We start from the raw sequence: 13,969 nt of genomic DNA, 5'->3' as shown, positions 1-13,969 counted from the left end.
GCGACTGTTGAATGGTTCAGCGAATAGGCAGTGTTATGGCGAACCTCACTGCACCATGCTGCTGCACGCCGCTGTAAGGGATGAGATACGGCTCAGTCCAAAAGCCGCAGCGCCGCTTGCGCCACGGCCTGCATCTCGTCTTCTGTCCGGCCTGTCTTGCCGACCACGCGCATGCCCATCGTCAGGCACAGCAGGGCGCTGGAGATGACATCGGCATTGAGATCGGCTCGGATCGAGCCATCGGCCTGTCCGGTGACAATCTGGTCCTTCAGGCGCTGCTGGTTGGCGGTAAAAGCAAGACCCACGCGGGCGGAGGCTTCCGCATCCAGCAGTGACAGATCGTTGGCGCCGCCGACTACGAGGCAGCCGCGCCGGCCTGCCGCACCATGGGCGTGTTCGGCGTAATGCTGCAAAAGGGCAAACAGCTTTTCCCGCCCGGTCTTAAGCGGTGCCATGCGCTTCAGGATCATCGCATGGCGCACCGACCAGTAGCGATCAAAGGCGGCGAGAAACACACCGCGCTTGTCGCCGAACGCCTTGTAGATACTGCCTGCCGTCAACCCCATGGCTTCGGCAAGTTCACTGATCGAGGCGGCTTGGTAGCCCCGCTCGGAAAACACCACCAAGGCGGCGTCCAGCGCCACGTCCGTGTCGAATTCCCGAGGGCGGCCCGCTGGTCTGCCGGATTTTGTTGGCTGGTCCATCATGGTCATATAATAGGAAATGATCGTTTCCAAATCAAGCAAAAAATTGACTGCGATCAACAAACCGCAGTCAATGCGTTCAGGCGATCTTCTTAACCTGTTGCGGAGTGAGCGAAAATTCCACCGCAGACGCACAGTGAATGGCAGTGGAATCAAAGCCCGGCAGGCAAAGATTTTTGGGATCGAGCAGAAGGCAAATCTCGGTGCAGCCGAGAATGACGCAATCGGCACCGTCTGCCTTGGCCTTTTCAATGATCGCCAGATAGGCAGCCCGCGACTGTGCTTCGACCCGGCCAGCGCAGAGTTCATCGAAAATCACATCATGGACGATGCCGCGATCCTCTGCGCCTGGCACCATGGGCAGCAGGCCGAGGGCGCGCATGCGATCGGTATAAAAGCCATGCTCCATCGTGTAGCGGGTGGCCAGCAGCAGGGGCCGTTTGAAGCCAGCGTCTTTGATGGCCTGGGCCGTTGCATCGACAATATGGATAAGCGGCACGGAAACACGGGCCGCCACGGCATCGGCAATCAGATGCATGGTGTTGGTGCAGATCAACACGCATTCGGCACCGGCGCGTTCCAGGGCGGCAGCGGCATCGCCCAGCACCTTTTCCGCCAGATCCCAACGGCCTGCCTTTTGGTAGCCAACAATCTGCGAAAAATCGACCGAGCGCATGACGATTTCAGCCGATGCCAAACCGCCCAACTGATGGCGAACTGCCTCATTGATGAGCCGATAGTAAACCGCCGAGCTTTCAAAGCTCATTCCGCCAATCAAGCCGATCATCCGCATTGTCGTGTTCCCCTAGGGTCTTTGGTGGTGATGAACAAAACTATGCCAGTGGATTGAAGCGGTTGATTTGCAAACTTCTCGAAAATCACCATAAGTTCCGCACAAAAATTGCGAGAAAAATGTACAATGCGCGTATGATTTGCGTGTTCATCCTGGAAGGCGGAGGATTAGGGCGTGATTGACGAAAGAGACAGGAAGATTCTGGATCTGCTGCAGCGAGATGCAGCCATTGCGGTGAGCGATCTGGCCGACAAGGTTGCCCTATCGGTTTCGGCCTGTTCGCGCCGTATCCTGAAACTGGAAGAGGAGGGCTATATCGAGCGACGGATCGCCGTGCTCAATCGCAACAAGGTGGGTGTGCCGACCACTGTCTACGCGCTGGTCAAAACCGCGCATCATACCGATGAATGGACGGAGGAATTTCGCCGGGCGATTACCGATATCGCCGAAATCGTCGAGGCACATCGCCTGACCGGCCACCATGATTATATCTTGAAGATCGTCCTGCCACGGGTCGAGCATTACGACGTGGTTTATCGGCGGCTGGTGCGGCGTATCGAGCTTTTCGATGTGTCCGCCTCGATCTCGATGGAGACGATGAAAAGCGGGTCCGCGGTGCCGGTGGATTATGCTGTGTGAGAGCAGGCGAAACGCCGCAGACCGGCGTTTCGTATCAATGACGCATCCCTATCGAGATGGTCGCGGCAATCAGCCGTTATATTCGTTGCGATGATGCGGCTTCTTCGTGGGGGCCTTGAACTGCCATTCGCTGCTGGACGACTGCTGCGTGCTGTCGTTCGTGTTCAGTTGCGCCGCCGTTTGCGTGGAAGCAGTGGACTGGGCAGGCTGGGTGGTGGTCTTTGCCGTGGTTGCCGCAAACGATGCGGATGCACCGATCAGGCTTGCGAGCACGGCTGTTGCGATAAAGGTTTTCATGGATATCTCCAACTTTGCAAGTGGATAAAATTAAGTCGAACTATTTGGTTCGATGCCTGGAATCTGGGCGTTTTTGCTGTGCTTTGCAACGGCGCGCGCCTGTCAGAAAAAGCATTGCAGGCATGCGTTGGCGTCTCTTGTCGAATTGTGGATATAAAAATCTATTAAAATCAACCTGTTACTTGTTCTGCCTCCAGGGATTTCCGCCTTGGATGGTCTGCTCTCGGCAGTCTCACTTCCTTTTGATAGATGACGGCGTTCAAAGGACATGGATGTGATGGAAAATTGTGCAATTGTGACGTTACGGGATGGTTCTGCCTGTATGGTTCAAATAAGCGCCGGGGATTTCAATCTCGCCTCACTGCACACGCTTTGGTTTGGCAGGTAGGGAACAAACCTCTGCCCCGTTGGTTACCTTTACAGTACAAACAAGGAGGATAACCCAATGAATCATACCAATCACGTTCGTCTCACCACCGCTGAACTCACCCCTGCCGTGCTCGAAGGTGCAACCATTTATGGTGCTGACGACCACAAGGTCGGCAAGCTGGATCATGTTCATGGTCTGGGTGCCAGCGGCACAGCGATCATCGATGTTGGCGGCTTCTTAGGCATCGGTGCAAAGCCGGTCGGCGTTCCGCTTTCCGATCTACAATTCATGCGGGATGAAGATGGCGACGTCCATGCCGTAACCACATGGACAAAGGATCAGCTGAAGGACATGCCTGCGCATAAGGACTAATTGTCCCAGGCATTTGAGGCGCAAATTTTCCACGACTTATGTTATGTGAAAATTCGCTTAAATACGATATTATGGCCATCCTGGGGATCAGGGTGGCCATTTTCATGCGATATAGAGTTGGTTTGGGTTGGGGAAGGGGCGTCGTCTGCGGCGCGACCCGAATGCTGTCTGCGGATATTTTGTTTCGCTGCCCCGCTTACAAAGCCTTTCTCGATCCAACGACCGGACGAGCCTTTTCATGAGGCTCGTAATTATCGACTCTTTCGTTGGTAAAGTCTTGAAGGCATGTTCCCTACTGCAAGAAAATTTCTGGATGACGACTATGGCACTGGCGGTTTTATCGACAGCCGCTTGTTTGATGCCAACCCTTTTACACGCTGAAAATTTCCCCTGTAGTGGTCGTAAAGCGGGCATCGCAATGTGTCGCGGCGATCTTTTTGTCTGCAATGATGGCTCAATCAGCGCCAGCAAGAAGTCATGCTCGAGATTGATGGGGGGAACGGGAGGTCGGCCGGATGGTCCCGCGTTCAACCTGACACCGCCCATGGCTCCATCTTTGGCCCCATCTTCGGAAGGATCTTGCTCATGCCGTTCCGGCAGCTTTTGCGTTGGTCCCCGGGGTGGACGGTTCTGCCTTACCGACAGCGGTACAAAAAGCTACTTGAGGAGATGACTTTCCATTTTTTGTCGGGCAGGGGCGGGTGGATTATTCCGCCGCCATGGGCATCAGGGCCGTTACTATGCCGATTGGCCGCTGGAAACAGGGTGCTATAGTTCCTACATAGGGTGCATTCCAACCATAGGAGTTACGTCCATGACGAGTGAACGCGCAGTGTTGGCAGGCGGTTGCTTCTGGGGCATGCAGGACCTGATCCGCAAGCTTCCCGGGGTCATCGCTACCCGAGTGGGATATTCCGGCGGCGATGTCGCGAACGCGACCTATCGCAATCATGGTACGCATGCCGAGGCGATTGAAATTATCTTCGATCCATCAAAGACAAGCTTTCGCGATCTCCTGGAGTTTTTCTTCCAGATTCATGATCCAAGCACGCCTAATCGGCAGGGAAACGATGTCGGCGTCAGCTATCGGTCTGCGATCTTCTACACGAGTGAAGAGCAAAAGAAGGTTGCCGAGGACACCATTGCTGACGTGGACGCTTCCGGCATCTGGCCTGGCAAGGTCGTGACCGAACTGGCGCCTGTGGGTGATTTCTGGCAGGCCGAGCCGGAGCATCAGGACTATCTTGAGCGCATTCCAAACGGCTATACCTGCCATTTTCCGCGACCGCATTGGAAACTGCCGAAACGTCAGGCTGTGGCATAACCGTCTTCCAAAGACGTTCCGCCTTTTGACGGCGGCAATTTTCGATTTTCCTTCTCAGTCTCTCGCCTGAGATCATTGAGCATTTCCGCTTTTCAGTGAAGCGCGGAAATGCTTCTTTTCTGCGTTTTCAAAGTATTCCGGCTGTCAAAACCACTTGGCGCTTTCGCCTGAAATTTCCCCTTCTTCATGTCATCACTGCATTCTTCAGCCTTATCGGTCACTCAGGCGCTTGACGAGCATTGCGAAGCGCGTTAACAAGAACCGTACCGTACGGTACTTAGATTGAAGGGCTTTCACTGTGTCGACCAATGCCATGCCAACAGCAGAATTTTCTGCACGCCAGAGCGCGGTTCTGGCGGAGGCCTTGCGCCTTTTGGTCGAAGGCGGCGACAAGGCATTGACCACGGCCGGTTTAGCGCGGGCGGCCAATTGCTCCAAGGAAAGCCTTTATAAATGGTTCGGCGACCGCGACGGTCTGCTGTCTGCGATGATTTCCTATCAGGCCAGCAAGGTGCGCACCTTCGAGCGCGCCGGCGAGCGCCTGACGCCGCAGATGCTGGCGGATCATTTGCAGGTTTTCGCCCGCGATTTGCTGGATGTCCTGTCCGGCGAAATCTCGCTGGCGCTGAACCGTCTTGCCATTGGCCAGACCAGTCGCGACGGCTCGAAACTGGGGCAAATGCTGCTGGAGCGTGGCCGCCGCCAGATCGACCGCCGGGCGAGGGCGCTGCTGGATGCCGGACGACGCGATGGCCTGTTGCGGTTCGAGGACGGCGAGGATGCCTATCGCACGCTTTACGGCCTGATCGTTTCCGATCTTCATGTTCGCCTGCTGCTGGGTGAAAAACCCGAGCCACGAAAATTCGACGCCCGCGCACACAAGGCGGTGTCCGCCTTTCTTGTGTTGCACGGCACGGACAAGACATCGTCAGCGTAAATCCTGGCGAAGGATAAAATACTCAACATCAGACATAGCATAGGGAAGGATAACACAATGCGCGTCTATTATGATCGTGATGCCGATTTGAACCTCATCAAGGCGAAGAAAGTCGCCATCATTGGCTACGGCTCCCAGGGCCGCGCTCACGCGCTGAACCTCAAGGATTCGGGCGCACAGAACGTCGTGATCGCTCTCAAGGCTGGCTCGGCCACCATTGCCAAGGCTGAAGCCGATGGCTTCAAGGTCATGACCGTTGCCGAAGCGGCTGCCTGGGCTGACCTGATGATGATGGCAACCCCTGACGAATTGCAGGCTGACATCTACAAGGCTGACATCGCCGGCAACATCCGTGATGGCGCTGCGATCGCTTTCGCCCACGGCCTGAACGTTCACTTCGGCCTGATTGAGCCAAAGAACACCGTTGACGTTGTGATGATCGCACCGAAGGGCCCTGGCCACACGGTTCGTGGCGAATACCAGAAGGGCGGCGGCGTGCCTTGCCTCGTTGCCATTCATCAGAATGCCTCCGGCAACGCTCTTGAAGTGGCTCTGTCCTACGCTTGTGGCGTTGGCGGTGGCCGTTCGGGCATTATCGAAACCACCTTCCAGGAAGAATGCGAAACCGACCTGTTCGGCGAGCAGGTCGTTCTGTGCGGCGGTCTGGTTGAGCTGATCCGCGCTGGCTTTGAAACGCTGGTTGAAGGCGGCTATGCGCCTGAAATGGCCTATTTCGAGTGCCTGCACGAAGTGAAGCTGATCGTGGACCTGATCTATGAAGGCGGTATCGCCAACATGAACTACTCGATCTCCAACACCGCTGAGTGGGGCGAATACGTCACCGGTCCGCGCATCATCACCGCTGAAACCAAGGCTGAAATGAAGCGCGTGTTGCACGACATTCAGACCGGCAAGTTCACATCGGATTGGATGCAGGAATACCGCGCTGGTGCTGCTCGCTTCAAGGGCATTCGCCGCATGAACGACAAGCACCAGATCGAAGAAGTCGGTGCCAAGCTGCGCGGCATGATGCCTTGGATCGCCAAGAACCAGCTGGTTGACAAGGCTCGCAACTAATTAACCTTGAATGTTCTTGGCGCTCCAAGCTTTTTTTGTCTGCATGCCTTGGGCATTGCGGGGGATCGCCAAGAACCAACTGGTTGACAAGGCTCGCAACTAATCAGCGTGAACGGTTCTTGACGATCCAAGTTTTTTTGTCTGCGTGCCTTCGGCATCGCGGGGGATCGCCAAGAACCAGCTGGTTGACAAGGCTAGCAACTAATCAGCCTTGAAGGGTTCCTGGCGCTCCAAGTTTTCTTGTCTGCATGCCTTGGGTATTGTGGGGGGGCGCTAAGAACCAGCTGGCTATAAGGTCCGCAACGAAGATAAAGCGCCGCTGTCAGCCGACATGCGGCGCTTTATCGCGTCAGAAGCTTTCGCCTTGCAAGGCGATGACGGCCTCTTCGAACTGTTCCATCTGTTGAAAATAGCACACGCCCTCGATGGGAGGGAGGTGCATGAAGGCCGCTCCGCCCAGCCAGAGCGGGATATCCAACGGTAAGCCCTTTCGGATCTCCTTGATCTCTAGCTCAAAATTGCGGATGCGTTTGAAGGCGCCGCTGATGCACACGACGGTCGAGCCGGATTGCCTTGCCATTGCGACGAAATCCTTGGCCGGAAGCTGGGCGCCGAGATACGTGATGTGGATGCCATGGCTGCGGGCGATCAGCGCCGCCACTAGCCCGCCAATATCATGCAATTCGCCTTCAAGCGTGGTGAAGACTATTCTGTGTGAACCGCGCGGCGATGCCAGGAGTTTGAACGCGCCGTTCAACAGCACCCTGACCGAAGACGAGGCGAGATGTTCTGACGCGATGGACAGGTGGCCTTCCGCCCAGCGCCGGCCGATTTCCGCCATGAATGGCAGGACGACGTATTTTGAAAAATCAATAGGCCCCAGCGCAATGAAGCGGGTGCTCAGCAGCCGGTCTAATCTCTCTCCATCAAGGGTTTCCACGGCTTTAAAAACAGGCTCCAGGTCGTCCAAACGCTCCTGGTTCATCACGTATCGTTTCAGCTCTTCGTTCGATAAATGGATAATGGAGCCGATCCTTTGCCCATTATCGACGCAGGCCTTCAGCAGCTGCAATCGGACAAGATCCTCATGCCGGTAGATGCGGCGGCCAGTCTCCGTGCGTTTGGGTACGATTGCTGCATAGCGGCGCTCCCAGGCATGCAGGACCAGCTTCGTCAGGCCGGTCTCGTTCACGACTTCACGAAGCGAATACGTCTCCTTCATAGCTCGTCGCCTTAATTTTTATTGTAGTTGCAAATAATATACGGAATGGTCGATGAGATTGCAAATCGACTTTCTGTCTATGTTTGGATAATCGGCAGAGCGCCGTCCTTAGCGCGGAGACGACAATTTTGTCGATGCCAGAGGGGCTGAATGCCCTGTGCCGGACGGGCCGTTTTTCTTCTGTGCGTTGACTATTTCTGTTTTTTTTAAATCACTTAGCGATTTTACCATTAAAAATTAAGGGTATTTAAGTGTCCAGGATAACCCGATATTTACTTAGTTTGCATAATATACAATTTTTAGAGATTACTTCTAATTTAGAAGTTGATTGTATATATTTCTGTGTGACACTGATGTCATCAAAGGCGCAGTACGACGCGCTTGCAGATCAAAGGTCGAAGGATTCAGGCATGACTATTTTTGGACTGGGTGCTGATGCCAGATCGGAAGTTTCGGCTCTTCGCAAGTCGCAGGCCGTCATAGAATTCAGCTTGGATGGCACCATTTTGGATGCCAATGACAATTTTTGTCGGGCGCTCGGCTACAGTCTGGCTGAAATCAAAGGCAAGCACCACCGCATGTTCGTCGATGCCAGCGAGGTTGAGACCAGCGATTACCGGAATTTTTGGGAAGGCTTACGGCAGGGTAAATTCCAGCGCGCTCAATATCGTCGTGTTGCCAAGGACGGTCGAGATGTGTGGATCGAAGCCTCATACAATCCGATAATGAAGGGTGATAGGCCCTATAAGGTCGTCAAATACGCCACGGATATCACCGCCGTAAAATTGCAGGCGTTGGAGGATGATGCCAAGCTGAAGGCGATTTCGACCTCGATGGCGGTCATCGAGTTTACCCCTGATGGCAAGATCATCACCGCCAATGAAAATTTCTGCAAGGCGATGGGCTATAGTCTGACGGAACTTGTCGGGCGCCATCACAGTCTGTTTTGTGACAAGGCCTATACGTCTTCCACAGACTACACATCTTTCTGGCGGGATCTGGCGGCTGGACGGACCTTGGCCAATGAGTTCCGGCGCATCGCAAAGGACGGCCGCGATGTCTGGATACAGGCATCCTACAATCCGATCTTCGATTCGCGTGGAAAAGTCTATAAGGTGGTGAAATTTGCAACCGATGTGTCGAGCCGGATGGATGCTATTTCCCATCTGGGTGCCGCACTGAAGGCGCTGGCGGGCGGCGATCTGACCGGCACGCTGAACAACATGTTCGTGCCGACCATGGAAAAACTGCGGATCGATTTCAACGAAGCCCTCAGCCATTTGCGCAAGACAATGGACGGTGTCGCCCTCAGCGCCCGGTCCATCGCGTCGAGCACCAATGAAATCAAGGAGGCCGCCAACGACCTGTCGCGCCGTACCGAAGCACAGGCAGCCTCCGTGGAGGAATCAGCTGCGTCTCTGGAAGAAGTCACCACGACGGTTGCCGACTCCGCCAAGCGTGCCGAGGAGGTTGGCCGGTTGATGGAGCAGACCCGGCTGAATACGGAGCAATCCAGCGTTATCGTCAGGGATGCCGTGGTTGCCATGAATGAGATCGAGCAGTCGTCCGGGCGGATTTCGAGCATTCTGGGCGTCATTGATGAAATTGCCTTTCAGACCAACCTCTTGGCGTTGAATGCCGGTGTCGAAGCGGCCCGCGCCGGTGAAGCAGGCAAGGGTTTTGCGGTCGTCGCCCAGGAGGTCCGCGAACTGGCGCAGCGCTCGGCTTCATCCGCCAAGGAAATCCGGCAGTTGATCAGCACGTCCGGCAAGCAGGTTGACCGTGGCGTGGACCTTGTTGCCCAGACCGGCTCGGCTCTGGAGAATATCCTCAATCAGATCCGTGCCATCGATACCAATGTCACGGCGATCGTTCACGGCACCAAGGAACAGACCACCGCGCTGCGGGAAATCAACAGTTCCGTCAATGTCATCGACCAGTCCACGCAAAAGAATGCAGCGATGGTTGAGGAAACGACGGCGGCGGCATTCTCGCTTTCCAAGGATGCCGATGATTTGTTCCAGATGGTTGCTCAGTTCAAGACGTCTCCGTCTGGCTCTTCGTCATCCTATTCTCGCGCCGCCTGATCCCACAATCCGTCTATTGGTGTTCAATAAGGCGCCGTGCGCTCCATGCGCGCGGCGTTTTGTTTTTTTGCTATCCATGGATGTATGGGCGGTATGAAACATGGGCAAAACGTGAGGACGTGACGAGACCGTCATCTTTTTGCGCTGCGATACCTTTACAAAGTCACTCGATCGCAGCGAATAAAGAATGATCTGGTGTATTTTCAGATCTGCGAGGTCCGTGAACTGCCAGAGACTGGAAAAGAAAGTTTCATCCATGCTGTCCCACGCAAAAGCCATTCTGCCGCAAGCCGCTGACGATCATGTGTCCTGGCCTGCGGATGGAGAAATATTCGATGTGAACCGGCTGGAATTGCGGGTCAAGCCTGGAGATCATCCGTTTCATAGCGCGCATCGCGATGCCATTCACCGAAATTGGCAGGCCGAGTCGGCGGCCAATCCCGCCCTTTTCGATGGTGCCATGGTGTTGTTCGACGAATTGCAGATCGGGCAGGGAGCGGTGACTGGCGCGGGACACCTTATCCCTTATTCGACCTTTTTGTTTTGGCGTCGTCAGGCTGAGCCACAGAGTGGCTATCACCTGTTTGGGTTTCCTGTGCTGATTTCGTCCGATGGTGCCTTGATCGCGGTGGAAATGGCCGCCCACACCGCCAATGCAGGCAGGGTCTATTGTCCGGCGGGCTCGCTCGATGCATCGGATATTATCGATGCGATGGTCGATGTCGATGCCAATATGCGCCGCGAAGTGCAGGAAGAAACCGGACTGTCGGTGGATGATGCGGTGATCGATCCGCAATTGCGGGGCTATCGTCGAGGCCGCCGGGTCACGCTGTTTCGGGTGTTTCGTCTGGCCTTGACCACTGAGGCGATTTTCGAGCGAATCGCCGCTCATATGGCGGTGGATGAGGAACAGGAAATTGCCCGCGCCGTAGCCATTCGCTCGGCGGATCGCAACGCGCATGATTACACGCCAGACATGTATCCCCTGCTGGATTGGATTTTTCCCGGCTAAGTGGCTGGTTCGCCTTGCATGGCTGGCGCTGCTCGTGCAGTTTGCTGGCATTGTAACGGCGACTGGAGGCTTGTTTGGCTCGACACTATTGCATTTACGACGTCTTCACCGACAAAAAGCTGTGCGGCAACCCTTTGGCAATCGTGTTCGATTGCGAGGATCTCGATGACGATGCGTTGCAGGCGATAGCGCGGGAATTCAATCTCTCGGAAACCGTTTTTGTCTTTCCGTCCGTCAATGTCGCGCATGTGGCGCGTATCCGGATTTTCACCCCCGGGCGCGAGCTTCCCTTTGCCGGGCATCCCACGGTTGGCACGGCGATCGGCCTAGCGGAAAAGGCGCATCAGGATCGTGAGGGGCCGCTCGATCTGGTGTCGGTGATCGATGAAAAGATTGGTCCGGTGCGCTGTGCCGTCAGCCTGAGGCCGGGTGAGGCGAGTTTTGCCGAATTCGATCTGCCGAAAACCTCCACCCAGATTCAACTGCCGCTCGACCGCCAGGGCATCGCCGATGCGCTTGGCCTGAAGCCGAACCAATTGCTTTTCGAAAACCATTTGCCGTCGATCTGGTCGGCTGGCGTGCCTTTCCTGCTCATTCCGGTCAGCAGTCTGGGAGATGTCGAAAGCATCGAGTTCGATCCGCAACTCTGGGAGCGGGCCGCTCCTTTCTGTGACGGCGCGCTGACCTCGGCCTATGTCTATTGCCGTGGTGGTGTTCACCACGCGGCGGACTTTCACGCCCGGATGTTTTCCCCCGATATGGGCATAGCCGAGGACCCGGCCACAGGCTCGGCGGTGGCGGCGCTTTCCGGCGCTATCCAGCATTTCGACGCGCTGCCAGACGGCCACCATCCGCTGCTGATCGAGCAGGGCGTGGAAATGGGGCGCCCCTCCTTTATCCATCTGCATATCGATACCAAGGAAGGCAAAGTTTTCCGCGCTCGCATCGGCGGCACCGCCGTCCGCATCGCTTCCGGCATGCTCGACATTTGATTTTCCTTGGTTTTTTCGAGTTTTGATTTTTTTTGCTGTTTCATGTCATTTTTTTCGAAACGGCGCTGGACAAGGGGAGGCAACCCCTTTATATCCCCGCTCACGGCAGCGATGAAGCACAAACGAAGCGCTGCAGGCGGGTGATTAGCTCAGTTGGTAGAGCAGCTGACTCTTAATCAGCGGGTCGTAGGTTCGAACCCTACATCACCCACCATTTCAATAACTTAGTCGGGATTTTCTGGCGTCGTTTTACAAGTCATCTAGAGTTTTACAGTTTCATTCACGGGACGTTCCTCGCCCAATAGCGTCGATAACCTCCTGGCCGGCGAGATAATGCTTGCGGATGATCGATTCGGCGTCTTCGCGCGAGTGGCCGGATATTTCGGAAATGAGTTTTATCTTTTCGTCATGCGGCCGGTCGAGGTGCGCATAGGCGAAGGTGATCGCGGTTCCGCGCAGATCGTGGAACGTGACGCCCTTTATACCGAGCCTCGCCATTTCCTTGCGCCAGGACGCCCGAAAGCCGCTTGAAGTCCAGTTTTGCCCGAACGAGTTGACCAAAACTCTTTGGCGCTGTGCCTCTTTAGCTTTACGCAGCATAGGCATCAGATCCGGCGCTGCTATCACCCGGACGCGCGCGCCAGTCTTCCCCTGCTTGATTGATAGCCGCTCGCCGTCGAAGGCGAGCGTCGGCATCGTGAGGATGTCTGCCTGCCTCTGCATCGTCCAAAGCGCCACCTTGGCCACGTCGCGGATGTGCGGCGATGCCTCGGCGAGAAGTTTGTCGATCTGGTTGGAACTCCAGATGATGTCTTTCCGGCTACCTTCGTGCAGTCGCTCCACGCGCTCGAGCGGGTTACGCATGATGTATTCGCTGTCCTTAGCCCAGACGAACAGGCGGCTGAGCAGGGCGATGTGCATATCGGCAGAGCGAGGCGAATCTTTCATCTTGTCGCGCCACGACAGAAAGCCACGGCGGCTGCCACGAGCTTCGACGGCTGCAAGCGGACAATCTCCGTACTCCAAGCGAATGGCTCCGAAGATCCTCTCATAATCGCGCCTAGTTGATGGCGAGAGCGCCTTATAGCGGGCCGTTTGACGATATTCATCAATCAGCGAACCGATGGTGCTGGCTATGGCAGGTTTTTGACGGTCACGGGTCAGACGAAGGAATTCCTGAGTGAATGCCTTTGTCCCTGGTTTCGACTGCATCCGTGGGGCGCCTTTGCCGCGCCAGGCGTAATAGTATGTTTCCAAGGTGCCGTCTGCCAGCTTAGTGTTGACCTTATGTACCCCCACGAGTTTTCCTTCCATTCTGCCATTTCTCCCATGCGTTATCTGCATCTTCTGTGTCTCTAACGATTGACGGAAAGCTCTTCGGGGCAAATTCGATTTCGCCCGTTGGATGCATCACCACCCTGACGTGGTGCAGGCCCGCCATGGCCGCAGCATCTGCAATTTCCGATTTTGTGTAAGTGCGGGCTCGGCTCATGGCAGACTATCCACATTGTTTCCACAGGTGCGGTCGGTTGCGGCCTTCATAATCCTTAAGCACTTTCTGCGATCGACGCGGCTCGGCTCTGCTTCCGCAAAGAAGCGCCTGCAAACCGCGTCGTCATATTCTGCTGCCCAGCCGTCGCAGCGGAAATCGTTATTGCTGCACCATGTGTAAATCTGTTGCCGCAGGCCATGACCTCTTTGACGCCATGCGTCTTCGTGTGGCGGGAGCTCATGTCTGGACCTACCGCTTTGCCTACTAACGACGGCGGGTGTTTGTCTTACGACTGACAAGCTCCAGGTGATCAGGATGAGGCCGCGCGTAAAGACGATTGCGGCGAAAGTGGTCGATTTCTTTATTGCAAGGGATGAAGCCGAATTCGTTGGTCCACATGACGAGATGGACCACAACCGTTTTCCCATTGAGCGACATGCGCTGTTACGCTCTGCGACCGTTGCCACGTTTCGCCGTTGGCTGTCCTTGCCGATACCGGCGCTTATAAGGTCACTCTCCGTCTGCGGGCCGCGCTCCTGATAGAGCGCAAACATCTGATCGCGATCACGCTCGTCTTCGGGGGTGATGATGGCAGTCTGCTGCATGGATTTCATCCCTGGCTTGGTCTTTTAGAGTGGGGCGCGGTGCGAC

At 55.6% G+C, this 13,969-nt stretch carries 13 protein-coding genes, 1 tRNA gene and 1 pseudogene; 9 read left to right on the top strand and 6 right to left on the bottom strand.

Translation table 11 applies throughout. From position 1 onward, the window contains the following. Positions 1-92 precede the first annotated feature (92 nt). Together AVI_RS11010 and AVI_RS11005 are read right to left on the bottom strand one after the other, a co-directional pair. The gene (locus AVI_RS11010; protein WP_015916430.1) at positions 93-713 is read right to left on the bottom strand and encodes a TetR/AcrR family transcriptional regulator; all 621 of its coding nucleotides are present in this window, start codon (positions 711-713) and stop codon (positions 93-95) included. Positions 714-783: 70 nt separating this feature from the next. After that, positions 784-1,497 (bottom strand): aspartate/glutamate racemase family protein, encoded by a 714-nt coding sequence (locus AVI_RS11005; protein WP_015916429.1) that lies wholly within the window; start codon positions 1,495-1,497, stop codon positions 784-786. Positions 1,498-1,671: 174 nt separating this feature from the next. On the opposite strand from AVI_RS11005, the gene AVI_RS11000 reads away from it, so the two are divergent. Then, positions 1,672-2,136 carry an Lrp/AsnC family transcriptional regulator gene (locus AVI_RS11000; RefSeq protein ID WP_015916428.1) on the top strand — a complete coding sequence of 155 codons (465 nt, stop codon included), beginning with the start codon at positions 1,672-1,674 and terminating at the stop codon, positions 2,134-2,136. Between the two features lie 69 nt (positions 2,137-2,205). Here AVI_RS11000 and AVI_RS10995 read toward each other — a convergent pair whose 3' ends face one another. Next, positions 2,206-2,433: a hypothetical protein gene (locus AVI_RS10995; protein ID WP_041696767.1), complete on the bottom strand. Its 228-nt coding sequence runs from the start codon at positions 2,431-2,433 to the stop codon at positions 2,206-2,208. A 445-nt stretch (positions 2,434-2,878) separates the two neighbouring features. On the opposite strand from AVI_RS10995, the gene AVI_RS10990 reads away from it, so the two are divergent. The 4 genes from AVI_RS10990 (at position 2,879) to ilvC (ending at position 6,513) form a co-directional block, all read left to right on the top strand. Further along, positions 2,879-3,175 carry a PRC-barrel domain-containing protein gene (locus AVI_RS10990; RefSeq protein WP_015916427.1) on the top strand — a complete coding sequence of 99 codons (297 nt, stop codon included), beginning with the start codon at positions 2,879-2,881 and terminating at the stop codon, positions 3,173-3,175. A gap of 814 nt (positions 3,176-3,989) precedes the next feature. Next, positions 3,990-4,499, top strand: a complete 510-nt coding sequence (gene msrA / locus AVI_RS10980; protein ID WP_015916426.1) for a peptide-methionine (S)-S-oxide reductase MsrA — start codon at positions 3,990-3,992, stop codon at positions 4,497-4,499. Between the two features lie 313 nt (positions 4,500-4,812). Continuing rightward, positions 4,813-5,436 (top strand): TetR/AcrR family transcriptional regulator C-terminal domain-containing protein, encoded by a 624-nt coding sequence (locus AVI_RS10975; RefSeq protein ID WP_041698078.1) that lies wholly within the window; start codon positions 4,813-4,815, stop codon positions 5,434-5,436. 57 nt (positions 5,437-5,493) lie between these two features. Then, positions 5,494-6,513, top strand: a complete 1,020-nt coding sequence (ilvC, locus tag AVI_RS10970) for a ketol-acid reductoisomerase (protein ID WP_015916424.1) — start codon at positions 5,494-5,496, stop codon at positions 6,511-6,513. Between the two features lie 349 nt (positions 6,514-6,862). Here the strand turns inward: ilvC and AVI_RS10965 are convergent, their stop codons facing one another. Beyond that, positions 6,863-7,735, bottom strand: a complete 873-nt coding sequence (locus AVI_RS10965; RefSeq protein WP_015916423.1) for a MerR family transcriptional regulator — start codon at positions 7,733-7,735, stop codon at positions 6,863-6,865. Between the two features lie 410 nt (positions 7,736-8,145). Here AVI_RS10965 and AVI_RS10960 point away from each other — a divergent pair, with 410 nt between their 5' ends. The 4 genes from AVI_RS10960 (at position 8,146) to AVI_RS10940 (ending at position 12,040) form a co-directional block, all read left to right on the top strand. Next, on the top strand, positions 8,146-9,822 hold the full coding sequence (locus AVI_RS10960; protein WP_015916422.1) for a methyl-accepting chemotaxis protein: 1,677 nt from the start codon (positions 8,146-8,148) through the stop codon (positions 9,820-9,822). A 256-nt stretch (positions 9,823-10,078) separates the two neighbouring features. Beyond that, complete coding sequence (locus tag AVI_RS10950; protein ID WP_015916421.1) at positions 10,079-10,834, top strand: NUDIX hydrolase; 756 nt, start codon at positions 10,079-10,081, stop codon at positions 10,832-10,834. Positions 10,835-10,908: 74 nt separating this feature from the next. Next, a complete protein-coding gene (locus tag AVI_RS10945; protein WP_015916420.1) occupies positions 10,909-11,826 on the top strand; it encodes a PhzF family phenazine biosynthesis protein in 918 nt (305 codons plus the stop codon). A 138-nt stretch (positions 11,827-11,964) separates the two neighbouring features. After that, positions 11,965-12,040: transfer RNA gene (locus AVI_RS10940), tRNA-Lys, on the top strand. Between the two features lie 62 nt (positions 12,041-12,102). Here the strand turns inward: AVI_RS10940 and AVI_RS10935 are convergent. Both AVI_RS10935 and AVI_RS29605 read right to left on the bottom strand, forming a co-directional pair. After that, positions 12,103-13,140 (bottom strand): tyrosine-type recombinase/integrase, encoded by a 1,038-nt coding sequence (locus AVI_RS10935; RefSeq protein ID WP_041696761.1) that lies wholly within the window; start codon positions 13,138-13,140, stop codon positions 12,103-12,105. 442 nt (positions 13,141-13,582) lie between these two features. Further along, positions 13,583-13,759: pseudogene (locus AVI_RS29605) on the bottom strand (HNH endonuclease); the annotation flags it as partial. Positions 13,760-13,969: the final 210 nt, after the last annotated feature.

Source organism: Allorhizobium ampelinum S4, assembly GCF_000016285.1.
GTDB lineage: Bacteria > Pseudomonadota > Alphaproteobacteria > Rhizobiales > Rhizobiaceae > Allorhizobium > Allorhizobium ampelinum.
This window is presented reverse-complemented; position numbering and strand designations above follow the sequence as displayed.